This is a genomic window from Pseudomonas sp. SJZ103, assembly GCF_007828335.1.
Lineage (GTDB): Bacteria > Pseudomonadota > Gammaproteobacteria > Pseudomonadales > Pseudomonadaceae > Aquipseudomonas.
Genome location: NZ_VIUN01000001.1, coordinates 1,018,666 through 1,039,943 on the forward strand (window position 1 = coordinate 1,018,666; position 21,278 = coordinate 1,039,943).

A 21,278-nucleotide genomic window follows, 5' to 3' on the forward strand; every position below is an offset into this window, starting at 1 on the left:
GGCATGAGTGAAAAAGCAATCCTGAGCTGCCGCAACCTGGGCAAATCCTACGAGGAAGGCCCGGAGTCGGTTGTGGTGCTGTCCAACCTGCAGCTGGAACTTCATCCCGGCGAGCGCGTGGCGATCGTCGGCAGTTCCGGTTCCGGCAAAAGTACCTTGCTCAACCTGTTGGGCGGCCTTGATACGCCGTCCCAGGGCAGTGTATGGCTGGCCGGTGAAGAACTGTCGGCCTTGAATGAAAAGGCCCGTGGCCAGTTGCGCAACCGCTCGTTGGGCTTTGTGTACCAGTTCCACCACCTGTTGCCGGAATTCACCGCCCTGGAAAACGTGTGCATGCCGCTGTTGATCGGCAAGACCGCGATCCCGGAAGCGCGTCAGCGTGCCAAGGCGTTGCTCGAGCGCGTCGGCCTCGGCCATCGCCTGGAGCACAAACCGGCCGAACTGTCCGGCGGTGAGCGCCAGCGTGTGGCGATTGCCCGTGCCCTGGTGAACAACCCGGGGCTGGTGATGCTCGACGAGCCCACCGGCAACCTCGACTCTCACACCGCCCAGGGCATCAAGGACTTGATGCTGGAACTGAGCACCCAGATGCGCACCGCGTTCCTGGTGGTGACCCATGACATGAGCATGGCCCGCCAGATGGACCGCGTACTGCATCTGCAGGAAGGTCATCTGGTCGCCATCTGACCTGTTTCAAGCCCGGTGCCTGACGCCGGGTTTTCTATTTTTCCAACGGTGCCCGCGAATGTTCAGACCGTTATCGATTTTCATCGGCACGCGCTATACCCGCGCCAAGCGCCGCAACCGTTTTGTTTCGTTTATCTCGATGACCTCGATGATCGGCCTCGCCCTGGGCGTGCTGGCGATGATCGTGGTGCTGTCGGTGATGAACGGCTTCCAGCGCGAAATGAGCTCGCGCATCCTTGGCATGGTGCCCCACGCCACCATCGTCGGGGTGAACCCGATCGATGATTGGCAGCCGGTGGCCGCTGCGGCGATGAAGAATCCGCAAGTGACTGCCGCCGTACCGTTCACGCAGATGGACGGCATGTTCTCCTACAAGGGCGCGATGCAGCCGATCGAGATCAGCGGCGTCGACCCTGCCCAGGAAGGTAAGGTGTCAATCGTGGCCCAGCATATCGTGCAGGGCAAACTGGAAGACCTGAAGCCTGGCGAGTTCGGCGTGGTGGTCGGCGAAATCACCGCCCGGCGTTTTCGCCTGAATGTGGGTGACAAACTGACCCTGATCGTCCCGGAAATCAGCAGCGCGCCGGGGGGGATCACCCCGCGCATGCAGCGTCTGAACGTAGTGGGTATCTTCAAGGTCGGCGCCGAGCTGGATGGCTCCATGGCCCTGATCCACATGGCTGACGCCGCCGAGATACAGCATTGGCAGCCGAACCAGGTGCAGAGCGTGCGCCTGGCGTTGAAAGACCTGTACGCAGCGCCCAAGGTCTCGGCAGATATCGCCGCCAGCCTGGGCAGCGGCTACAAGCCCGATGACTGGACTCACACCCAGGGCAGCCTGTTCAGCGCGATGAAGATGGAAAAGACCATGATCGGCCTGTTGTTGCTGATGATCGTCGCCGTCGCGGCGTTCAACATCATCGCCACGCTGATCATGGTGGTGAACGACAAGGGCGCGGACATCGCGATCCTGCGTACCATCGGCGCCACGCCACGGCAGATCATGGCGATCTTCATGGTACAGGGCACCGTGATCGGCGTTGTCGGCACCCTGATCGGCGGCTTGCTGGGCGTGATTGCGGCGCTGAACGTGAGTGAACTGGTAGGTTGGCTGGAGCGGGTGAGCGGGCAGCATATCTTCAGTTCGGACGTGTACTTCGTCAGCAACCTGCCTTCCGAGCTGCAAAGTGGCGATGTGGTGCTGATTTGTACGGCCGGGTTCGTGTTGAGCTTCCTGGCGACGATTTACCCGGCGTATCGGGCGGCGAAGATTGAGCCGGCGCATGCCCTTAGGTATTCGTAGTCTTTAAGTCCGCTATCGGGGGCAAGCCCCTCCCACATTTGAATGTATTCACAGATCACAGTGTGGGAGGGGGCTTGCCCCCGATAGGGCCGGCCCGGCTTGCATCAATTTACCTTCGGCAACTCAATCACAAACCTTGTCCACCCCGCCCCGGATTCACAAAAAATCCTCCCACCATGGGCCTGCACAATCGACTGGGTAATCGCCAACCCCAGTCCTGCATGCTCGCTGCTGCCTTCATGGCGCGCCGGGTCGGCGCGGTAGAATCGGTCGAACAACCTCGGTAGCACGTCCGCTGGAATACCTTCCCCGCTGTTCTCTACCGTCACTGTCACGCCCCGTACGCCTTCAACCATCCGCACGCGCACTTGGCCGCCGGCCGGGGTAAACCTGAGGGCGTTATCCAGCAGGTTCGACAGGGCTCGGCGCAGCATGCCGCGATCGCCGGCTGTTTGCGCGCTGCCTTCGCGTACCAGCGAGACCTGTGCGTCTTCTGCCAGCAACGCGAAAAACTCCAGCAACGCCTCCACTTCATTCGCCAGCGCCAACGGCTCGCACTTGGGTATCAGCAAGCCGTGGTCCGCCTTGGCCAGGTACAGCATGTCATTCACCAACTGCGCCATCCATTGCAGCTCTTCCAGGTTGCTGTGCAGCGCTTCGCGGTAATCCTCCAAGGGGCGCGGTTGGGTCAGGATGACTTGGGTCTGGGTCAGGAGGTTCGACAGAGGCGTGCGCAGTTCGTGGGCAATGTCGGCGGAGAAGGCCGACAGGCGTTGGAATGCATCGTCCAAACGCCCCAGCATGGCATTGAAGGCCTGGGCCAGTTCGGCCAATTCCGCCGGCATTTGCTGTTGAGGCAGACGCTGGGTCAAGGAGTGGGCCGAAACACCGGCAGCCACTTCGCCCATGCGCCGCAACGGGCGCAAGCCACTGCGTGCAGCCCAGGCACCGAGCACGGCGGTGGCGAGGGCGGAGAGACCGACGGTGAGCCAGATCAAATGCTGCATGCGTTGCAGGAAGTGCTGGTGGTGGGTGATGTCGAGCACCAGGCTGAGTTGCGGCGAGTCGGGTTGGCCCGCCATCAGCGGCACGTTGTAGACGCGGTAGTCGGTCCCGGCGTTTTGCAGGCTATGCAGTCCGGGGCCCTCGGGCAATGTGACGCCGGGCGCATCATCAAGCCAACGCTGGCCGCCTGCGGTTATGCGCAGGGCGAGTTCGGGCTGGCGATTGAGCTCCACGCGCAACTGTTGCTCGCGCTGGGCAAACAACGCAGGCGAGTTGACCCCCTGCAAGGTACTGCGCAGCGCTACCAACTGGCTGTCGAGTTGCTGCTGGTCCAATTCAATGAAGTGCGCCTCGCTGGCGCGGTTAAAGAGTACGCCCGCAAGCAACGAGACCACCGCAGTGCACGCTGCAAACAGCAGGGCCAGGCGGCTGGCCAGGGACAGACGTTGGATCAATGGCTCCGCTCCTCCAGTACATAACCCATGCCGCGCACGGTATGGATCAGTTGGGTGGGGAAGGGATCGTCGACTTTCAGGCGCAGACGCCGGATCGCGACTTCGATGATGTTGGTGTCACTGTCGAAATTCATGTCCCACACCTGGGAGGCAATCAGCGACTTGGGCAGTACTTCGCCCTGGCGGCGCAGCAGCAGTTCCAGCAGGGAGAACTCCTTGGCGGTGAGGTCGATGCGCTGGCCGTCCCGTTCGACGCGGCGGCGGATCAGGTCCAGGCGCAGGTCGGCCAGTTGCAGGGCGGTTTCCTGCGGCGTGCTGCTGCCACGGCGCAACAGGCTGCGTATACGCGCCAGCAGTTCGGAGAAGGCGAAGGGCTTGACCAGGTAATCGTCGGCGCCCAGTTCCAGGCCATGCACGCGATCTTCCACGGCATCCCGGGCGGTCAGAAACAGCACCGGAATCTCCAGGCCGGCACTGCGCACCGCTTGCAGGATTTGCCAACCATCGCGACCGGGCAGCATCACATCCAGGATCAACAGGTCATAATCGCCGGTCAGCGCCAGGTGCTGGCCGCTGGTGCCGTCGGCCACCAGTTCGGTGGTGAAACCAGCCTCGGCCAGGCCTTGGCGCAGATAGTGGCCGGTTTTCGGTTGGTCTTCGACGATCAGCAATTTCATGGGCGGCTCTTGGCAACAGTTCACGAGGGGCTTTATACCTTGGGTGCCAGGGGAAGGGCGCAACCTGACAAAGTTGTAATCTAGCAGTCAGCTGGCTGGCAGCGGCGCACTCTTAGAGTGCTGTCCAAGCAGATTGCACACTTTTTGGAGAATCGAGATGGCATTGCGTACACCCCTGTTGTTGGCGGGCTGCCTGTTGGCGTTGAGTTTCGATGCCATGGCGGATGCGGCCCATACCTACGCGTTCGGCCAGCCGGCACCGACTGAAAAGGCCACGCGTACTGTGGAAGTGACGCTGCAGGATATTTCCTTTTCGCCCAAGTCCCTGGACGTCAAGGCCGGTGAGACGGTGCGCTTTGTACTGATCAACAAAGGTCAGTTGTTGCATGAATTCAACCTCGGTGACGCGGCGATGCACGCCGAACACCAGAAGGAAATGTTGCAGATGCAGGCCAGCGGCATGCTCACCTCCACGGGGATGGGCAAGATGGATCACAGTGCCATGGGCCACGGTGAAATGGGCGGCATGAAGCACGACGATCCCAACAGCGTATTGGTGGAGCCCGGCAAGACCGCTGAGCTGACCTGGACGTTCACCAAGGCCACCGGCCTGGAGTTTGCCTGCAACCTCCCCGGTCATTACCAGGCGGGCATGGTCGGCAAGCTGACCGTTGAGTAAGGCGTTTCTTAAGGGCGGTGGCAAAGGCTGGTAGACTGGCGCGGTTTATTTAGCCAGGTTTCCGCCATGCATCCCGCAGCCGAACATTCGCCGCTGGGCAAGTCCAGTGAATACATCTCCACCTACACCCCTTCGTTGCTGTTCCCGATTCCACGCGCCGCCAAATGGACCGAGCTGGGCCTGAGCGCCGAGACCCTGCCGTACAAGGGCGTGGACTTCTGGAACTGCTTCGAGTTGTCCTGGTTGCTGCCGTCGGGCAAGCCGGTGGTGGCCATCGGTGAGTTCAGCATCCCGGCCGACTCGCCGAACATCATCGAGTCCAAGTCGTTCAAGCTGTATCTCAACTCGCTCAACCAGACCGCGTTTGCCGATGTGCAAAGCCTGGAAGCGACCCTGCGTACCGACCTCAGTGCCGCCGCCGGCAAGCCTGTTACCGTGCGTATCCGCAGCTTGGCCGACATTGAGGCCGAAGGCGTGATGGCGTTGCCGGGCGTGTGCATTGATGATCTGGATATCAGTGTCAGCAACTACGAACACCCACGCCCGGAGCTGCTGCGTTGCGATGACTCGCGCATTGTCGAGGAGAGCGTGCACAGCCACCTGCTCAAGTCCAATTGCCCGGTCACCAGCCAGCCCGACTGGGGCAGCGTTGTGGTGGAGTACCGCGGTGCGGCGTTGGATCACGGGAGTTTGCTGGAATACCTGGTGAGCTTTCGCCAGCACTCGGATTTCCATGAACAGTGCGTGGAGCGCATTTTCCTCGACCTGCAGCGTTTGCTGAAGCCGGAGAAGTTGACGGTGTATGCGCGCTATGTGCGGCGCGGCGGGTTGGATATCAATCCTTACCGCAGTACTGAGGATGTGGCGTTCCAGAACGTGCGCCTGGCCCGTCAGTAAGCAAAGGTGGGAGGGGGCAGGCCCTCTCCTACCTTTTGGTTCTGCGCCTGGCTTGGGTTCGGGTCAGATCCCCATGTTGCCCAAGGTGATCATGATATTGCGCAGTGTCCCGGAAATCACCGGGTGCTCAGCGTCGAACTCTATGGCAGCTTGACTCACATCGTCGGAAATACTCGGCGTCTGAGTGGCCGGTTCAAGTTCAAGTTGCAATTCAAACTTGGCAATCAAGGCTTGCAGCGCTTCACGTTTTTCTTCCGACAGCGGGGGTTCCTGTTCCAGCTGCCCGCGCAGGATCTCGACCTGTTCTTCCAGTTTTTTGCGATCAGGCATGACGTTCTTCCTTTTATCGATAGGCACTGGCATAGACCACGGCACGCCGTGAAAGGTCTACGGGGTGACCTGTAGATTAATCCACGGGCGCCGACTGTGCATGATCTTGATCAGGGCTTCTCGCCTTTGAGCTGGCGCAGGCTGATGTCGGCCAGGCAGGTGCCGAGTTCCCCGAGGTGATCGATCACCGAGTGTACCCCCAGCCCATAGAGCTCAACGGTGGCTTTGCCGCGCTTGTGCTCGCGTTCCTTGTCGCTCAGCGCCTGCCACTGCTCAGGCGCCAGGCCGCACAGCGAACCACAGGACGCCAGGCCAATGGTCCACAAACCGGCATTCAACCCCGATTGCAGCAAGCGTGGTTCGCCGCTGACCAGTACGCAACCTTCCAGGCGTTCAATGTTGAGTTCCATCAAGGCTTGCCAGCACGCATGAGGGGCGGGCCAGCGGATCGATGAGGGGGATGCGGCCTTGAGCCAGCCGGGCAGTACGGCGGCCAGTGGTGTGGTCACCGAAGGCGGCAGCTCATCCAGCCAGGCACAGGGGATGCCTTGTTCCTTGAGGCTGCGCAGGATTTTCAGGGCGCCGGGTGTGGCTTGGGAGTGCAGGGAGGGTGAATCGGTGCGCGCCTGGGAACCAAAGTCCACCAGGCAACCACTCAGGCCAAACAGAACGGCAGTCAAGGCGGGCGCGTTGGCGATGGCTATCTCAGCGTGAGGCATGTCGACATCCCTGAAATAGCTGTGACGCTATCGGGGCAGGATGACAAGTAGATGACAGGCGGGTTAATTGTAGGAAAATTGTCCATTTGTGTTAGGACGATTCCTAGAAGCTGCCTAATTGGACACTTCCGTCATATACTGACGGCCTTATTCAGGGCATAGCGCCCATGACAGACCATTCAAGGAGCAAAAGCTATGCGCTGGAGCCACTACTTCGCTCAGCTGTCGGTGTGTGCCACTGTCCTGCTGGCGCCTTTCGCTGCACAGGCTGCATCGGAAGATGATCCATGGGAAAGCGTCAACCGCCCGATCTTCACCTTCAACGACACCGTTGATACCTACGCCCTCAAGCCATTGGCCCAAGGCTATCAGTGGATCACTCCGCAATTTGTCGAAGACGGTATCCATAACTTCTTCCGCAATATCGGCGATGTCGGCAACCTGGCCAACAACGTGCTGCAGCTCAAACCCCACAATGCCGGGGTCGACACTGCGCGCTTGCTGGTTAATACCACATTCGGCGTGCTGGGCTTTATCGACGTCGGCACCAAAATGGGGCTGCAACGCAGTGATGAAGACTTCGGCCAGACCCTGGGTTACTGGGGCGTGGGCAGCGGTCCCTACGTGATGATCCCGCTGCTGGGCCCGAGCACCTTGCGTGACGCGCCGTCCAAATACGTGGACAGCTACACCCAACCGTACCGCTATATGAACGATATCGGCTGGCGCAACAGCACCATGGGCCTGAACATCGTTGACACCCGTGCCAGCCTGCTCGACAGCGAGAAGCTGATCACCGGCGACAAGTACACCTTTATCCGCAATGCTTACCTGCAGAACCGCGAGTTCAAGGTCAAGGACGGCAAGGTCGTCGACGACTTTTAAGCTGTGATGTTTTGAAATGAAAAAAAGGCGACTTGGCGGTCGCCTTTTTTGTGCGCGGGTTTCAGCGCATTTTCAGGATCTTAAGCCCCAGTTGTTGCTCGTCGCTCGCCGTTTTGGTCCAGACCACTTCCGTGTCAGCCTCCAGGCCCTTGAGCGCCGCGTGCTCTGAATCAATGCGCACGGTGAGCAGGTCCCCCACGGTGAACTGGCGCGGTGCCTGCACCTGCATCCCGGAGCTGGAAAGGTCCACACAAACCCCGGCAAACTCCTGGCCTTCGTGGAGCAACGATACTTCGGCATCCACCCGCATGCGGATGAAATCGCGTTTTTCGGCGTAGTCGCGCTCGTGTTCGCCCATCGGTTCCATCCTTACTTTGTGTTGTGGTCTTGGCTGTTCTTATAACTCCGGGTGATTTGCGATGTAAAGACGCCCGGCGACCATCGGCATGAGCTTGAAACCCCTGGCGGATGGGAGTACCGTCTGCGCCTTAGAAGGGCACCTCTGCTTTACGGTTGTGCATGGGAAAAATCCCATTGCGTTGTAGGACAGAGAGGCTAGAAAGCGAATCCAGTACGTGAGTCCGGCCATTGCCGAACCGCCTACGCCAACCTAATTCTGGCGCCGTTTGCCCACATGCAAAAAACCAGTGCCACGCTGCTGATAATCGATGACGACGAAGTAGTGCGCGCGAGCCTTGCGGCCTACTTGGAAGACAGTGGCTTCAGCGTCCTGCAGGCCAGTAATGGCCAACAGGGTCTCCAGGTATTCGAGCGCGACCAGCCCGACCTCGTGATCTGCGACCTGCGCATGCCCCAGATGGGCGGCCTGGAGCTGATTCGCCAGGTGACTGAGCTTGCCCCGCAGACGCCGGTGATTGTCGTGTCCGGTGCGGGCGTCATGAACGATGCCGTCGAGGCGTTGCGTCTGGGCGCTGCCGACTACCTGATCAAGCCCCTCGAAGACCTGGCGGTACTGGAGCACTCTGTGCGCCGCGCCTTGGATCGTGCGCGCCTGCTGGTAGAGAACCAGCGCTACCGCGAAAAGCTCGAAACCGCCAACCGCGAACTCGAAGCCAGCCTTAACCTGCTCCAGGAAGACCAGAACGCCGGTCGCCAGGTGCAGATGAACATGCTGCCGGTCAGCCCCTGGAGCATCGACGAATTCCAGTTTGCTCACCAGATCATCCCGTCGTTGTACCTGTCGGGCGATTTTGTCGATTATTTCCGCGTAGACGAGCGTCGTGTCGCGTTCTACCTGGCCGATGTCTCCGGCCATGGAGCTTCCTCTGCTTTTGTCACCGTGTTGTTGAAGTTCATGACCACACGGTTGTTATTCGAATCCAAGCGCAATGGCACCTTGCCGGAGTTCACCCCCTCCGAGGTGCTGGGCCACATCAACCGAGGCCTGATCAGCTGCAAGCTGGGCAAGCACGTGACGATGGTGGGCGGCGTGATTGATGAAGAAACCGGTCTTTTGACCTACAGCATCGGCGGTCACCTGCCGATGCCTGTTTTATACACTCCCGACAGTGTGCGTTACCTGGAAGGGCGTGGTCTGCCCGTAGGTTTGTTCAATGAAGCCACCTATGAAGACCACATCCTGGAGCTGCCGCCGACGTTCAGCCTGACGCTGATGTCCGATGGCATCCTGGACCTTCTTCCAGAGCCTACACTCAAAGAGAAAGAAGCCGCCTTGCCCCAAAAGGTCAAGTCGGCGGGCGGCAGCCTGGATGGCCTGCGGCAGGTTTTTGGATTGGCCACGCTAGGGGAGATGCCGGATGATATCGCCCTATTGGTGTTGAGCAGGAATCTTTGATGAGTACCGGAAGAATCCAATTCGCCGAGCAAGACGGGACCTTCGTCCTGAAGTTTGTCGGTGAAGTGCGCCTGACCTTGTGTTCGGCGCTGGATGCGACGATTGAGCGGATTTTCACGGCGTTGAATTTCTCGGCGATCGTGATCGATCTGACCGAAACCCGCAGCATCGATAGCACCACCCTTGGGCTGTTGGCCAAGTTGTCCATTCTGTCTCGGCAGAAGGTTGGCCTGCTGCCGACCGTCGTCACCACCCACGAAGACATCACCCGTCTGTTGCAGTCCATGGGCTTCGACCAGGTGTTCAACATCGTTGATCGCCCGATTCCGTGCCCGGAGTGCCTCACCGACCTGCCGTCTCAGGACCAGTCCGAGGAAGTCGTACGGGTCAAGGTGCTGGAAGCGCACAAGATCCTGATGGGCCTCAACGAGTCCAACCGCGAAGCTTTCCACGACCTCGTCAACGCCCTCGAGCGTCACTGATCCGTCTGTCGAACACATGCCAATTGTGGGAGGGGGCTTGCCCCCGATAGCGCCGTGTCAGTCAGCACATTCATAACGGACTCACCGCTATCGGGAGCAAGCCCCCTCCCACAGTTGAACTGAGATCGGCTTGAGACAAAAAAAGGGCGGTACCCTCACAGGTACCGCCCTTTTTGCCGCCTCCGCCGTTTACAGCTTGGCGGACAACAGTGCCTCAAGCTTCTCCTGGTCCCGAGCAAACTGACGAATCCCCTCTGCCAGCTTCTCAGTCGCCATCGCATCCTCGTTGGACTCCCAGCGGAACTGCGCTTCAGTCAGATGCACCCGCGCTTCCCCGGCATGCCCTGGCGACAACTTGCGCTCCAGCTTGCCTTCATCCGCCGCCAGCTTCTCCAGCAGGTCCGGGCTGATGGTCAGGCGATCACAGCCGGCCAGCTCTTCAATCTGGCTCAGGTTACGGAAACTCGCACCCATCACCACGGTCTTGTAGCCATTAGCCTTGTAGTAGTTGTAGATGCGCGTCACCGACTGCACGCCCGGATCATCAGCGCCGGTGTAGTCGTTGCCATTGGCTTTCTTGTACCAGTCGTAGATACGGCCTACGAACGGTGAAATCAGGAACACGCCGGCTTCTGCGCACGCCACAGCCTGGGCAAACGAGAACAGCAGGGTCAGGTTGGTCTGGATGCCTTCTTTTTCCAGCTTCTCCGCCGCGCGGATGCCTTCCCAGGTGGACGCGATCTTGATCAGCACGCGGTCACGGCTAACCCCAGCTTTGTCGTACAGGTCGATCAGACGGTGCGCACGCTTGAGTACGGCGTCGGTGTCGAACGACAGACGGGCGTCCACCTCGGTGGAGATGCGCCCTGGTACTACTTTAAGGATCTCTTGACCCACCGCCACCGCGAAACGGTCGCTGGCCAGGCCGACATCGCCGTTGCAGTCCTGCACACACTCATCCAGCAGCTTGGCATAGCCCGGAATCGACGCGGCCTTGAGCAGCAGGGAAGGGTTGGTAGTGGCGTCTTGAGGCTTGAGCTTGGCGAGGGTAGAAAAATCGCCGGTATCGGCTACGACAGTGGTGAATTGCTTGAGTTGTTCCAGCTTGGAAGTCATGGGCGTGCTCTGTCCTATGGGTCTGATGACATTACCCGAGCGCCGACAGGCGCTCAAGGGCGCAAATGCGTTCGATCGTTTGCGAGGGCAACAACCTGAAAACAGCCGTTTGAATGCCCGGCCGTACTGCTGAATAGGAGGCCAGAACGGCCGACAGGTTCAACCCAACTGCCCGATGTAGGATAACGCCTTCATGCCAACTGAGGCCTTCCCTGACACACACCGCACCAAATGTGGGAGGGAGCTTGCTACCGATGGCAGTATGTCAGCTCATCCAATAACCAACTGACCCCCTGCAAGCTATCCAATCAACGCCCTTCCAACAAAGCTCCAGCCTGATCCAGCAATGCCAACGGATCCGCAGCCTTATGAATATCCACCGACAACAACTGCCTGAATCTGCGCGCCCCAGGGAAACCGGTGCCCAACCCCAACACATGCCGCGTAATGTGATGCATCGTCCCGCCAGTCGCCAAATGCTCAGCAATATAAGGCCGCAACTGCGCCAACGCCTCAGCTCGGCTGATCACCGGCGCTTCACTGCCAAACAACTGCTGATCCACCTCCGCCAGCAGATACGGATTGTGATAAGCCTCCCGGCCCAGCATCACCCCGTCAAACGTCTGCAAATGCTCATGGCACTGCTCCAGCGTCTTGATCCCTCCGTTGAGCACAATTTCCAGCTCGGGGAAGTCCCGCTTCAACTGTGCCGCCACGTCATAACGCAACGGCGGAATGTCGCGGTTTTCCTTCGGTGACAAGCCCTCAAGAATCGCAATCCGCGCATGCACGGTAAAACTGGTGCAGCCGGCGTCCTTCACCGTCCCGACGAAATCACACAGCTCGGCGTAACTATCCCGACCATTGATCCCGATACGGTGCTTCACCGTCACCGGAATCGACACTGCATCACGCATCGCCTTCACGCAATCGGCCACCAGGACCGGATGAGCCATCAGGATCGCGCCGATCATGTTGTTCTGCACCCGGTCGCTCGGGCAGCCGACGTTCAGGTTCACCTCGTCGTAACCGGCGGCTTCGGCCATACGGGCACAGGCGGCCAGGTCCGCGGGGACACTGCCGCCGAGCTGGAGCGCCAAAGGGTGTTCGGCTTCGTTATGGCGCAGGAAACGGTCGTGGTCGCCGTGGAGGATCGCGCCGGTGGTGACCATCTCGGTGTAGAGCAGAGCGTGCTTGGAGAGCAGGCGCAGGAAGAACCGGCAGTGGCGGTCGGTCCAATCCATCATCGGTGCGACGGAAAAGCGGCGGGAGAGGGGAGCGGTTTGTGGGGGCATTGGGAATCTGAGTCAACGAGGCGAATGGTGGGCAGTTTATCAGGGATGCATCGTGGGTGTAGGGGAGGCGTGGTATGCGCCCGAAGTGTATGCGGGTAATTGTGGCATGTGAAATTCGTCTCTGAGGATCTGAAGGTGGTCATTGCGCGGTATATCGTAGTCGGTGTCGATTACGCGCTGCGCCCTTTTTCCAGGCGGAAGCGTAGGCGCTTCACCTCAATGATTCTGAAATGAGACGCGGCGCTTCTGTTCTCGTCTGCTTGGGCGGCATCCCAGCGCTCCATCGCTTTGGGCATTCAGCAACTGATCGAGTTGAGCTCTCTGCTTGTCGACCGAGCTCAAGAGCAAGTCGAAGCGACGTCCAGCACGGCCACAGCCTGACACCCGACCCTGCCGCCTTACCCCAAGAAGGCGGCAACCTGACCCCCCTTTTGGCTCAGCAGTTAGCAGGCTTACTGCGTCGGCAGCGCTCAGAGCAATAACGAACCTCCTCCCAGCAGCGCGTCCATTTCTTCCTCCAAGTGAAGGGAAGGCCGCAGGTAAGGCAGGTTTTTACTGGAAGCTCACTCTTTTTCAAAATTGTTCACCTTCAACTGCCTTGCGGGTACCCACGTGGCGATCTAATGACCGTTGGCTTTGCGACCTCCCTCATTAGCTCCTACTGCCATAGCCGCGCAAAAATGCTCTAAGTAAATCGCGAGGCCACTGCAGAACATACGCATCATGATGATAGCTATACGCTATCATGGCGGTGTGTATTGCTAACTGGATGACCTTTCTGCGTCGACGTATCGTCAAGGCATCAAGCGTAATGGGCTGGTAGTACCGTTCGCTTCTTCCAAATCAACAAAGGCCTGTACAGGTCATATTTTCGAGCTAGCCATGAAGAAAACGCTGTCGTTGGCCACACGCATAGGGCTTAGTTTCGCAGCCATCCTGGCGCTGCTCATGTTGATAACCGCCATCGGCATTCACCGCGTTGCGTTCATTGACTCCACCTTGGAAGACGTCAGCGAAAATGCCGCCAAGGTGCAGCGCTATGCAATCAATTTTCGAGGCAGTGTCCATAACCGAGCCATCGCTATTCGGGATGCTGTGCTGGTGACGACTGATACGGATTTGGCAAAACACTTATCGGAGGTCACAGCCTTGGAAAAGGCCTACTCCGACTCGGCGGCTCCAATGGATCAGTTGTTCAAGGGCGCAAGCGTAACAGGCGAGGAGGTTCGATTACTGAGCGCTATCAAGGACATCGAACAACAAACCCTTAACTCCACCAGGGCGGTAATCTCCCTGCGCCAAGCGGGTGACATACCTGGAGCTCAGGCGCTGCTGATGCGTCAAACGTCTTTGGATTACAGTGAGTGGCTGAAACGCGTCAATGCACTGATCGACTACGAGGAAGCATCAATCAAGGCAAAGCTGGGCGCAGTGCAGGCAACCGCCAGTCAGTTCAGTACGCTGATGCTTATAGCGACAGGTATTGCTTTGCTGCTGAGCATCACGTTGTCGGCTGTAATTATTCACTTCGTTAAATCCACGCTGGGTGCTGAGCCCACAGACGTTGCATTGGCCATCGAGCGACTGGCAGCTGGTGATCTGAATCAGACGATTTCCACAGATTATCCCGGCAGTGTGATGGGCGTCCTGAAAAACGCGCTAGGCCATCTCGGAGAGACTATTCAGCAAGTACGTAAGGCGGCCCAAGAGGTCAATCACTCCTCCACCCAGTTGTCTGCCGCATCATCGGCTAACAATGAGCAGACCAGCTTACAAACCCGCGAAGCCGAGCAGGTGGCCGCAGCCATAATGCAAATGGCGGCGACGGTTAATGAAGTATCTGGATATGCCGCGCAGGCAGCTGACGCCTCCCGGTTGGCTGATACTGAAGTGGGAAGTGGGAACAAGCTGGTTGCAAGTACCACGCTTGCCATTGAACAGTTGGCAGTAACGCTTGAGCAAACCACTGCTACCGTGAACCAGGTGTCCAAACACAGTGAAAATATCGCGTCGGTGATCGACGTCATCAACGCTATCGCCTCGCAAACCAATTTGCTTGCCTTGAACGCTGCCATTGAGGCAGCGAGAGCTGGGGAGCACGGGCGTGGGTTTGCGGTGGTAGCTGACGAAGTACGTTCTTTGGCCAATCGTACACAGCAGTCGACCGAGGAAATTCGGGAGATGATCAGTACGCTGCAATTGGGTACCGAAACGGCATCCCAAACTATGCGCGATAGTTGCGAGCTAGCGAGCCAAACGGTCACACAAACCCGCAGTGCGCAGCATGCATTGGCAAGGATCAGCGAGCAGGTTGCCGCAATCAGTCATATGAACGCCCAGATCGCGAGCGCCTCCGTGCAGCAGAGTAGCGTGACCGATGAGGTCGCTGAAAATATCAACCGCATTCATGGTTCGACTGTTGAGTCTGCCAACGGCGCGCGCCAAGTGGCGGCAGCTAGCATCGAGCTATCAGGTTTGGCGGATCGTCTTACCGCTAAAGTGGCGTTCTTCTCTGCGGCTTAGTGGATTCAGGACAGCTTTTCACTGCTGCACTGACGTCTATGCGCGACTGCTGGGCTACTCAGAAGTTTAACTGGCCACGCAGGATTCTCGGTCGAAGTAAGACAGAACATGCCAACTTATCTTAATGGGGCTGCTACATGGAGTCTTGCTGAGGGCGTCTGCATGCCGTCAGCGGGGGCTGTTTCCTTCAAGTTTTCGAGTTAATGATAGCTGGCCACCTGTGAGCCTCATCAACTTTGAACTAATCATTACCAGAGTCTCCCTAATGCCGTGAAGGTTGCCTAAAGCCCAGGTTTATTCTGGGTTACTCAATCACACACGAAGGTTTGGTGAATCATGAAGAGCGAACAGGTAGAAGGTGTTGTTGAAAAGGTTGCCGGCAAAGCGCAGAGCGCAGTTGGGAAACTGTTTGGTGATTCGAAGCTGGAAGCTGAAGGTGCTGGTCGGCAAGCAGCTGGACAGCTGACACAAACCTATGGCGACGCACTGGACAGCGTATCTACATTCGTTAAAGAAAAACCAGTTGCGGCAATCGCGATTGGTGCAGTTGCCCTGTTGGTTCTAGACCGTCTTTTTCGTCGCTGAGTGAGGAAGAAGGGACGTTCCGACAGGGGCGCTCCCTTTTGCGTTTATTCACCCCCGCCCCCTAGATTTTTCCATCAGTGGGCTTCTGGGGCGCGGGCAGGTATGCACGACTCAATTCCATCCGCGCACCGCGTCTGAATTACTACGAGGCTATTGGACCACTTAGCTCGTGGAAATGGACACTGGAGGGGCTGTCCCCCAGCATAGAGTCATAATCCCTTAGGGAAATATTTGCTCACGTTCAAGTAACTACTGCGAGCTGACGCCGAGAGCGTCATGCAATGAATGCATGCTCACATGCGCAACCTCTCCACTTTCCATCTCTATCAAACTCAACGCGCCGTCCGAAAAAGAACAACCTGTATCGATATAAACGACATTGCCCAATGCGTGCACATGAGGGACTGTCGAGTGGCCCACATATAACCTATCCAAACCTGTGATCGGTGCTAGGTTTTGCTGCTCTATTTTTTCCCTGGCATAGAGTGCGGTTTTCAACGCTAGTTGTTGCGTGGTTTTCCCTCGCACTCCACTGATAGCGTCTTTGGCGTCTTGCCAACTATGGGTAGCACATGAAAGAAACGCTTCAGCATGGACGATGCCGACTTTTCGACCATCCGCTAAGCCGATCTCAATCATTACTGGGAGCGTTTGCAGTGCGTTGTAAATCTCGCTCTGGACACTGGGCGACAGCGCGTAAAGCCACGCTCCGCCGTTTCGTGTGTGCCTGTTGATGTCGCCACGACCGCAGAGGCAATCAAGAAGCATCTGTTCGTGGTTACCGCGTACGCCGTAAAACCAGGGTTCGCTGAGCCACTTCAATACGTCTATAGAGTCAGGGCCTCTATCAATAAGGTCGCCCACACAAAACAAGCGATCCTGTAGTGTGTTGAAGTTTACTTTTTTCATGAGTGACGCGAGTAGCTTGAAATGCCCGTGAATATCACCCACCACGAAGTCGCGGCCCTTTGGGTTGGATTCAAATACTTCGATGGTGTACATGTTCAGGGCTTCGATGGGGTGGACATTGACGGACTATATCATTGCCAACGCCTCCGAAAACCTGGCATCCCCCGCCAAGGCGGCAACCTGAACCCTCCCTGACAGCCAGCAAAGTTTCATAATTCCCTACACCGTTGAGGTCTACGATCTTGCTCAAGAGAGGCCCCCCGCGCCTCCAGCTCCTAGGGAACTGAAAAATGATCTCGAACCTCGTCAAAGTCGCGATGATTGCTGGCACGTTGCTGTTGGGTGCTTGCTCATCGGGTTCGTCCGGCGCGAGCAGTGACCCTTGCTTTTCAGGCGGATGCCAGGCGTTTGGGGACCACAGCCCCAGCAAGGCCGCAAAGATGAATTTTGGCGGCAGTGGGCTGGGGAGTAGTTATGGGGAGTATGGGTCGGGGCTGTTGCATGATGATTGATGGCGCATCGCATATAGCCCGGCGGGGCAAGCGCCCTTGTCGCTGGGGGAGGTGAGTCAGCCCGTTACCACAACCCCTTTATGGAAAATCTCGCGCCTGGCGCGGCGGCTGATGTTTTCATGTTTGCTTGACGTGTAGATTTCGTCAAAGCGAGCGCGATCAACGCCGTCGTAGTTGCCAAGTTCTTGCAGCACCCTCCGGTCGTAATCCTCTTCGATCATGAACCGGAAAATCTCCCGCCTGTAATAGAACCCAAATTGAAACGCCAGCACCTCGGACAAGTAATCCGTTGGCGAGAGAAAGCAGTTTTCCAGGTCGATGGCCTTGGCGTGCGTCGGCTGCTCCAGGTTGATCATCACATTGTTTGCCCAGAAGTCCATGTGCACTACGCCTTTGCTATGCAGGCAGCGCAACAGTTTGAACGACGCGGTGATCAGGCTCTGAATGTCACGCTCCTGCTTGAGCCATTCCAGGCCATTAAGGTAACCCTCCAGCATCTCGGTAAAGATGAAGAATTCCTGGATCAGGCCAAGCGCTGACTTTCGGTAACCGAACCCATACAAGCCAGCAATCGGTGCACCGCGTTTCTGGGCGCCGAGGGTGTTGATGACCTCTTCGACCGGCCAGTCAAACGCACCGTCTCGCTTGGCGCGCCCGAAAGTCACTCGCAATTTGGGTCTGAGGCTGTCCAGCGGCTGGGATTTGGCGAACAGGGTGGCTTCCTTCCCTTTGAGCGGTGCGCTGATGCGGTCTGTCAGTTGGTGTCGCGTGTCGATCAGGTCCTGAATCGCCTGCTGCGTTCTGTGGTCGGTGGGAGCGATGGTGAAGATTGTCGCGTTGCGATGAGTGAGTGTCATCGGAAAACTCTGCAATACACCTGTGTCAGGAAAGCTCACAGCACGTCCTTGTCATTTGGAATAAACATGACGGACATGTTACAGCTTGTGCTTATTGGATCCAACCTGAACCTTGGCTGAACGGAAGTGAAACAGTCTCCATTACACCGATTATTCGCTGTTCCTGACGATTGAAGTGTGCTTTCAGGCCCGGGGCGCTTAATGCCCTCCCTGCATTCGCCGTGCTATCAAGTAGATGCCGAGCCCAACCAGCGCCGTGGCTGCGCCTATGTAGCCGGTGCTGGTCCAGCCGTATCCGGCTGTAATCGCCATCCCGCCAAACCACGGCCCCAGTGCGTTCGCCAGATTGAACGCCGCGTGGTTCGATGCCGCTGCGAGGCTTGGCGCTTCGTGGGCGATGTCCATCAGACGGATCTGCAACGGCGCGGCCAACGACACCATGGTGCCCACCAGACCCATGCTCAGCAGCACGCCCCATAGCGAGGACGCCGCGAGGGGGAAGAACAGCAACACGGCCATCGACCACACCAGAATCCAACCCACCGCGCGAAACTGCATGCGATCAAACAGCTTGCCGCCGGCGATGTTGCCGATAATCCCGCCCACGCCAAACGCTGCCAGACCAAATGGAATCCACTGCGGCGACACTTTGGTCACTTCCAGCATGGTCGGCGCCAGGTAGCTGAACACGCAGAACATGCCGGCAAAACCGATGGCACCAATCGACAGGGCCATCCACACCTGGGGTTTGGTGAAGGCGCGCAGTTCCTTGCGTGGGTCGCTGCGTTGTTCGTCGTGGCGATGGGGCACGAATTGCCAGACCAGGGCGATGGTGCACAGGGCGATCACGCTCACCAGTGCAAACGCCGAGCGCCAGCCCAAGTGCTGGCCGAGGAAGGTGGCGATGGGGTTGCCGAGCAGCATTGCGAGGGTCAGGCCCATCATCACCCGCGCTACGGCGCCGGCGCGTTTGTCGTTGGGCACCATGCTCGAGGCGACCACCGCGGCAATGCCGAAGTAGGCGCCGTGGGGCAGGCCGCTGATAAAGCGGAACGCCACCAGTGAGCCGAAGGTCGGGGTGAAGGCGGTGGCGAGGTTGCCCAGGGCATACAGGCCCATCAGCAACAGCAGCATATGTTTGCGCAGCAGCTTGGCGCCGAGAATGGCCAGCAGTGGGGCGCCGACCATCACGCCCAATGCATAGGCGCTGATGGCGTGGCCGACTTGGGGTTCGCTTAAACTTAGGTTCTGGGCGATGTCGGGCATCAAACCCATGATGGCGAATTCGCCGGTACCGATAGCGAAAGCGCCCACGGCCATGGCAGCTTCCATTTTTGCGGCGCTGCGCGCGGGCAGCACATGCCCGGGAGTTTGGTGGATAGACATGGATCGCTCTGTGTTGAAGGGTGATACGGGGGAAAGCCGCCGATGCTACGCAAGCAGCGACGAAGGTGTCTAGAACAGCCTTTTTTGGCAGAGTTCAGTTTCATTAAACACCCTGTGACCCCACGTCACGCTTGCCACGCTTGACATCCGCGCGTTAAAACCCGCGATTTAGAGCTGTCAATTGGCCAAACGACGCATAAACGCCGTTTAGCGTGATATTCTGCGCGCCGTCTTGGTCTAGTCTTTCCTCGGTACGTACATCCGTATACGTCCCGGCGGTTGGCTGTCGCCCAGGTAGCTGAAGCCAATAATGATAAGAAGTCAGCGCAGAAGGGACATAAAAGTGAGGTCGATACGTCGGCCTTGTGTGCCCACCCTGCGGTCCCCGAGTGACTGTGCAAACCCCGCGGTGCGTTGCCTGGCGCAGCGTGATTGAGGGTTGCCCATGATCAGGGGCGGTGGGGCGGATGGCGTTTTATCATAGGTGCTACTGATGTTTAAAAAAGTAAACACTGCCCTGCTGGGGCTGGCTTTGTCGATGGGGATCACGTCCGTTCACGCGGAAGAGGCAAAGAAAGTCGATGTGCTGCTGATCGGCGGCGGCATCATGAGTGCAACCCTGGGTGTCTGGCTTAACGAACTGGAGCCTGGCTGGTCGATGGAAATGGTCGAGCGTCTCGACGGCGTCGCCGAAGAAAGCTCCAACGGCTGGAACAACGCCGGTACCGGTCACTCGGCCCTGGCTGAGTTGAACTACACCCCGGAAGACAAGAACGGCAACGTTGAGATCCCGAAAGCGGTCGAGATCAACGAAGCGTTCCAGATCTCCCGTCAGTTCTGGTCCTGGCAGGTCCAGCAGGGTGTGCTGAAGAACCCGCGTTCGTTCATCAACGCCACACCGCATATGAGTTTTGTGTGGGGCGATGACAACATCAAGTTCCTCAAGAAGCGCTACGAAGCCCTGCAAGCGAGCCCGCTGTTTGCCGGCATGCAGTACTCCGAAGACCCGGCGCAGATCGCCAAATGGGTTCCGCTGATGATGGAAGGGCGTGACCCGAACCAGAAAATCGCGGCTACCTGGAGCCCGCTGGGTACCGACATGAACTTCGGCGAGATTACCCGCCAGTTCGTCGCTCACCTGCAAACCACGCCTAAGTTCGACCTGAAACTGTCGAGCGAAGTGCAGGACATCACCAAGAACGCCGACGGCTCGTGGCGTGTCAGCTACAAAAACCTGAAAGACGGCACCAAGACTGAAACCGACGCCAAGTTCGTGTTCATCGGCGCCGGCGGCGGTGCACTGCACCTGCTGCAAAAGTCGGGCATTCCTGAGGCCAAGGAATACGCAGGCTTCCCGGTCGGCGGCTCGTTCCTGGTGACCGATAACCCAACCGTCGCCGAGCAGCACCTGGCCAAGGCCTACGGCAAGGCTTCGGTTGGCGCGCCACCGATGTCGGTTCCGCACCTGGACACCCGCGTGCTGGATGGCAAGCGCGTGATTCTGTTTGGCCCATTCGCCACCTTCTCGACCAAGTTCCTGAAAGAAGGCTCGTACCTGGACCTGCTGACCAGCACCACCACCCACAATATCTGGCCAATGACCAAAGTCGGTATTCGTGAATACCCACTGGTCGAGTACCTCGCCGGCCAACTGATGCTGTCGGATGACGACCGCTTCAAGGCGCTGCAAGAGTACTTCCCGAACGCCAAGCAATCCGACTGGCGCCTGTGGCAAGCCGGTCAGCGCGTGCAGATCATCAAGCGTGACGAAGAACAGGGCGGCGTCCTGAAACTCGGTACCGAAGTGGTCAGCTCCGCCGACAACACCATTGCAGGCCTGTTGGGTGCATCGCCAGGCGCGTCCACCGCGGCTCCGATCATGCTGACCGTGCTGCAGAAAGTGTTCAAGGACAAGGTCGCGACCCCTGAGTGGCAGGCAAAACTGCACCAGATCGTACCGAGCTACGGCACCAAGCTGAACGACAGTCCTGAGGCTGTTGCCAAGGAATGGGCCTACACCGCCAATATCCTGCAACTGCCTGCACCGCCCGCGATTCCGCAACAGGCTGCTCCTAAGGCCACCGAGGCCGCCAAGCCTGCGGCTGAGCCGAGCAAGCCGGCGTCTGACCTGGCGCTGTAAGCTGCTGGCGAGGTCCTGAG

Annotated in this window: 22 protein-coding genes and 2 pseudogenes; 13 read left to right on the forward strand and 11 right to left on the reverse strand. The window is 58.4% G+C overall.

Translation table 11 applies throughout. The annotated features are described in order from the left end of the window. Positions 1-3 precede the first annotated feature (3 nt). Entirely contained in the window at positions 4-687 is a 684-nt protein-coding gene (lolD, locus tag FBY10_RS04825; RefSeq protein ID WP_024074097.1) for a lipoprotein-releasing ABC transporter ATP-binding protein LolD, read from the forward strand. A gap of 58 nt (positions 688-745) precedes the next feature. Then, positions 746-1,990, forward strand: coding sequence for a lipoprotein-releasing ABC transporter permease subunit (locus FBY10_RS04830; RefSeq protein ID WP_145334837.1), 1,245 nt, complete (start codon positions 746-748; stop codon positions 1,988-1,990). A gap of 104 nt (positions 1,991-2,094) precedes the next feature. On the opposite strand, the gene FBY10_RS04835 is transcribed toward FBY10_RS04830, so the two are convergent. Continuing rightward, positions 2,095-3,450, reverse strand: coding sequence for a heavy metal sensor histidine kinase (locus FBY10_RS04835; RefSeq protein ID WP_145334835.1), 1,356 nt, complete (start codon positions 3,448-3,450; stop codon positions 2,095-2,097). Beyond that, positions 3,447-4,127, reverse strand: coding sequence for a heavy metal response regulator transcription factor (locus FBY10_RS04840; protein WP_131698952.1), 681 nt, complete (start codon positions 4,125-4,127; stop codon positions 3,447-3,449). Before FBY10_RS04840 ends, FBY10_RS04835 begins: the two co-directional genes overlap by 4 nt. A 157-nt stretch (positions 4,128-4,284) precedes the next feature. Between FBY10_RS04840 and FBY10_RS04845 the strand changes: the two genes are divergently transcribed. Together FBY10_RS04845 and queF are read left to right on the forward strand one after the other, a co-directional pair. Further along, the gene (locus tag FBY10_RS04845; protein WP_131698953.1) at positions 4,285-4,806 is read left to right on the forward strand and encodes a plastocyanin/azurin family copper-binding protein; all 522 of its coding nucleotides are present in this window, start codon (positions 4,285-4,287) and stop codon (positions 4,804-4,806) included. A 66-nt stretch (positions 4,807-4,872) separates the two neighbouring features. After that, positions 4,873-5,703 (forward strand): NADPH-dependent 7-cyano-7-deazaguanine reductase QueF, encoded by an 831-nt coding sequence (gene queF, locus FBY10_RS04850; RefSeq protein ID WP_131698954.1) that lies wholly within the window; start codon positions 4,873-4,875, stop codon positions 5,701-5,703. 63 nt (positions 5,704-5,766) lie between these two features. Here queF and FBY10_RS04855 read toward each other — a convergent pair whose 3' ends face one another. Both FBY10_RS04855 and FBY10_RS04860 read right to left on the reverse strand, forming a co-directional pair. Further along, positions 5,767-6,033 carry a DUF4404 family protein gene (locus tag FBY10_RS04855; protein ID WP_065928147.1) on the reverse strand — a complete coding sequence of 89 codons (267 nt, stop codon included), beginning with the start codon at positions 6,031-6,033 and terminating at the stop codon, positions 5,767-5,769. A 110-nt stretch (positions 6,034-6,143) separates the two neighbouring features. Beyond that, complete coding sequence (locus tag FBY10_RS04860) at positions 6,144-6,752, reverse strand: HAD family phosphatase (protein ID WP_131698955.1); 609 nt, start codon at positions 6,750-6,752, stop codon at positions 6,144-6,146. Between the two features lie 195 nt (positions 6,753-6,947). Between FBY10_RS04860 and FBY10_RS04865 the strand changes: the two genes are divergently transcribed. After that, the gene (locus FBY10_RS04865) at positions 6,948-7,637 is read left to right on the forward strand and encodes a VacJ family lipoprotein (RefSeq protein ID WP_027604219.1); all 690 of its coding nucleotides are present in this window, start codon (positions 6,948-6,950) and stop codon (positions 7,635-7,637) included. A gap of 61 nt (positions 7,638-7,698) precedes the next feature. Here the strand turns inward: FBY10_RS04865 and FBY10_RS04870 are convergent, their stop codons facing one another. Beyond that, a complete protein-coding gene (locus tag FBY10_RS04870; protein WP_131698956.1) occupies positions 7,699-7,995 on the reverse strand; it encodes a PilZ domain-containing protein in 297 nt (98 codons plus the stop codon). 276 nt (positions 7,996-8,271) lie between these two features. On the opposite strand from FBY10_RS04870, the gene rssB reads away from it, so the two are divergent. Both rssB and rssC read left to right on the forward strand, forming a co-directional pair. After that, the gene (rssB, locus tag FBY10_RS04880) at positions 8,272-9,453 is read left to right on the forward strand and encodes a two-component system response regulator RssB (protein WP_131698958.1); all 1,182 of its coding nucleotides are present in this window, start codon (positions 8,272-8,274) and stop codon (positions 9,451-9,453) included. Next, entirely contained in the window at positions 9,453-9,935 is a 483-nt protein-coding gene (gene rssC, locus FBY10_RS04885; RefSeq protein WP_003172602.1) for an anti-sigma factor antagonist RssC, read from the forward strand. The genes rssB and rssC overlap by 1 nt, the downstream gene beginning before the upstream one ends. A gap of 189 nt (positions 9,936-10,124) precedes the next feature. Here the strand turns inward: rssC and tal are convergent, their stop codons facing one another. Continuing rightward, positions 10,125-11,051, reverse strand: coding sequence for a transaldolase (gene tal, locus FBY10_RS04890; RefSeq protein ID WP_053136503.1), 927 nt, complete (start codon positions 11,049-11,051; stop codon positions 10,125-10,127). 308 nt (positions 11,052-11,359) lie between these two features. Beyond that, positions 11,360-12,346 carry a tRNA dihydrouridine(20/20a) synthase DusA gene (gene dusA / locus FBY10_RS04895; RefSeq protein ID WP_145334833.1) on the reverse strand — a complete coding sequence of 329 codons (987 nt, stop codon included), beginning with the start codon at positions 12,344-12,346 and terminating at the stop codon, positions 11,360-11,362. 270 nt (positions 12,347-12,616) lie between these two features. Here dusA and FBY10_RS32110 point away from each other — a divergent pair. Beyond that, positions 12,617-12,727, forward strand: a pseudogene (locus FBY10_RS32110) (DUF6124 family protein); the annotation flags it as partial. A 55-nt stretch (positions 12,728-12,782) separates the two neighbouring features. Here the strand turns inward: FBY10_RS32110 and FBY10_RS04900 are convergent. Next, positions 12,783-12,923, reverse strand: a complete 141-nt coding sequence (locus FBY10_RS04900) for a DUF2256 domain-containing protein (RefSeq protein WP_131698960.1) — start codon at positions 12,921-12,923, stop codon at positions 12,783-12,785. Between the two features lie 305 nt (positions 12,924-13,228). On the opposite strand from FBY10_RS04900, the pseudogene FBY10_RS32115 reads away from it, so the two are divergent. From FBY10_RS32115 to FBY10_RS04910, 3 genes and pseudogenes are all read left to right on the forward strand, one after another. Next, positions 13,229-13,738, forward strand: a pseudogene (locus FBY10_RS32115) (MCP four helix bundle domain-containing protein); the annotation flags it as partial. 423 nt (positions 13,739-14,161) lie between these two features. Continuing rightward, positions 14,162-14,869 (forward strand): methyl-accepting chemotaxis protein, encoded by a 708-nt coding sequence (locus tag FBY10_RS32120; protein ID WP_371920963.1) that lies wholly within the window; start codon positions 14,162-14,164, stop codon positions 14,867-14,869. Between the two features lie 336 nt (positions 14,870-15,205). Next, positions 15,206-15,454, forward strand: a complete 249-nt coding sequence (locus FBY10_RS04910; RefSeq protein ID WP_082340961.1) for a CsbD family protein — start codon at positions 15,206-15,208, stop codon at positions 15,452-15,454. Positions 15,455-15,703: 249 nt separating this feature from the next. Here FBY10_RS04910 and FBY10_RS04915 read toward each other — a convergent pair whose 3' ends face one another. After that, entirely contained in the window at positions 15,704-16,456 is a 753-nt protein-coding gene (locus FBY10_RS04915) for a metallophosphoesterase (protein WP_131698962.1), read from the reverse strand. 197 nt (positions 16,457-16,653) lie between these two features. Here FBY10_RS04915 and FBY10_RS31665 point away from each other — a divergent pair, with 197 nt between their 5' ends. After that, positions 16,654-16,875, forward strand: coding sequence for a hypothetical protein (locus FBY10_RS31665; protein ID WP_145334831.1), 222 nt, complete (start codon positions 16,654-16,656; stop codon positions 16,873-16,875). 56 nt (positions 16,876-16,931) lie between these two features. On the opposite strand, the gene FBY10_RS04925 is transcribed toward FBY10_RS31665, so the two are convergent. Then, positions 16,932-17,771 (reverse strand): lipopolysaccharide kinase InaA family protein, encoded by an 840-nt coding sequence (locus FBY10_RS04925; protein ID WP_131698964.1) that lies wholly within the window; start codon positions 17,769-17,771, stop codon positions 16,932-16,934. A gap of 159 nt (positions 17,772-17,930) precedes the next feature. Beyond that, positions 17,931-19,118 carry an MFS transporter gene (locus FBY10_RS04930; protein ID WP_145334829.1) on the reverse strand — a complete coding sequence of 396 codons (1,188 nt, stop codon included), beginning with the start codon at positions 19,116-19,118 and terminating at the stop codon, positions 17,931-17,933. A 493-nt stretch (positions 19,119-19,611) separates the two neighbouring features. Between FBY10_RS04930 and mqo the strand changes: the two genes are divergently transcribed. Further along, positions 19,612-21,258: a malate dehydrogenase (quinone) gene (gene mqo / locus FBY10_RS04935; RefSeq protein ID WP_131698966.1), complete on the forward strand. Its 1,647-nt coding sequence runs from the start codon at positions 19,612-19,614 to the stop codon at positions 21,256-21,258. Positions 21,259-21,278: the final 20 nt, after the last annotated feature.

Coding starts and splice junctions, on each gene's coding strand:
- FBY10_RS31665 (WP_145334831.1), top strand. CDS start 16,654: ATGATCTCGAACCTCGTCAAAGTCGCGATGATTGCTGGCACGTTGCTG.
- FBY10_RS04865 (WP_027604219.1), top strand. CDS start 6,948: ATGCGCTGGAGCCACTACTTCGCTCAGCTGTCGGTGTGTGCCACTGTC.
- FBY10_RS04840 (WP_131698952.1), bottom strand. CDS start 4,127: ATGAAATTGCTGATCGTCGAAGACCAACCGAAAACCGGCCACTATCTG.
- FBY10_RS04860 (WP_131698955.1), bottom strand. CDS start 6,752: ATGCCTCACGCTGAGATAGCCATCGCCAACGCGCCCGCCTTGACTGCC.
- dusA (WP_145334833.1), bottom strand. CDS start 12,346: ATGCCCCCACAAACCGCTCCCCTCTCCCGCCGCTTTTCCGTCGCACCG.
- tal (WP_053136503.1), bottom strand. CDS start 11,051: ATGACTTCCAAGCTGGAACAACTCAAGCAATTCACCACTGTCGTAGCC.
- mqo (WP_131698966.1), top strand. CDS start 19,612: ATGTTTAAAAAAGTAAACACTGCCCTGCTGGGGCTGGCTTTGTCGATG.
- FBY10_RS04930 (WP_145334829.1), bottom strand. CDS start 19,118: ATGTCTATCCACCAAACTCCCGGGCATGTGCTGCCCGCGCGCAGCGCC.
- rssC (WP_003172602.1), top strand. CDS start 9,453: ATGAGTACCGGAAGAATCCAATTCGCCGAGCAAGACGGGACCTTCGTC.
- FBY10_RS32120 (WP_371920963.1), top strand. CDS start 14,162: ATGGCGGCGACGGTTAATGAAGTATCTGGATATGCCGCGCAGGCAGCT.
- FBY10_RS04855 (WP_065928147.1), bottom strand. CDS start 6,033: ATGCCTGATCGCAAAAAACTGGAAGAACAGGTCGAGATCCTGCGCGGG.
- FBY10_RS04845 (WP_131698953.1), top strand. CDS start 4,285: ATGGCATTGCGTACACCCCTGTTGTTGGCGGGCTGCCTGTTGGCGTTG.
- queF (WP_131698954.1), top strand. CDS start 4,873: ATGCATCCCGCAGCCGAACATTCGCCGCTGGGCAAGTCCAGTGAATAC.
- FBY10_RS04870 (WP_131698956.1), bottom strand. CDS start 7,995: ATGGGCGAACACGAGCGCGACTACGCCGAAAAACGCGATTTCATCCGC.
- rssB (WP_131698958.1), top strand. CDS start 8,272: ATGCAAAAAACCAGTGCCACGCTGCTGATAATCGATGACGACGAAGTA.
- lolD (WP_024074097.1), top strand. CDS start 4: ATGAGTGAAAAAGCAATCCTGAGCTGCCGCAACCTGGGCAAATCCTAC.
- FBY10_RS04830 (WP_145334837.1), top strand. CDS start 746: ATGTTCAGACCGTTATCGATTTTCATCGGCACGCGCTATACCCGCGCC.
- FBY10_RS04910 (WP_082340961.1), top strand. CDS start 15,206: ATGAAGAGCGAACAGGTAGAAGGTGTTGTTGAAAAGGTTGCCGGCAAA.
- FBY10_RS04915 (WP_131698962.1), bottom strand. CDS start 16,456: ATGTACACCATCGAAGTATTTGAATCCAACCCAAAGGGCCGCGACTTC.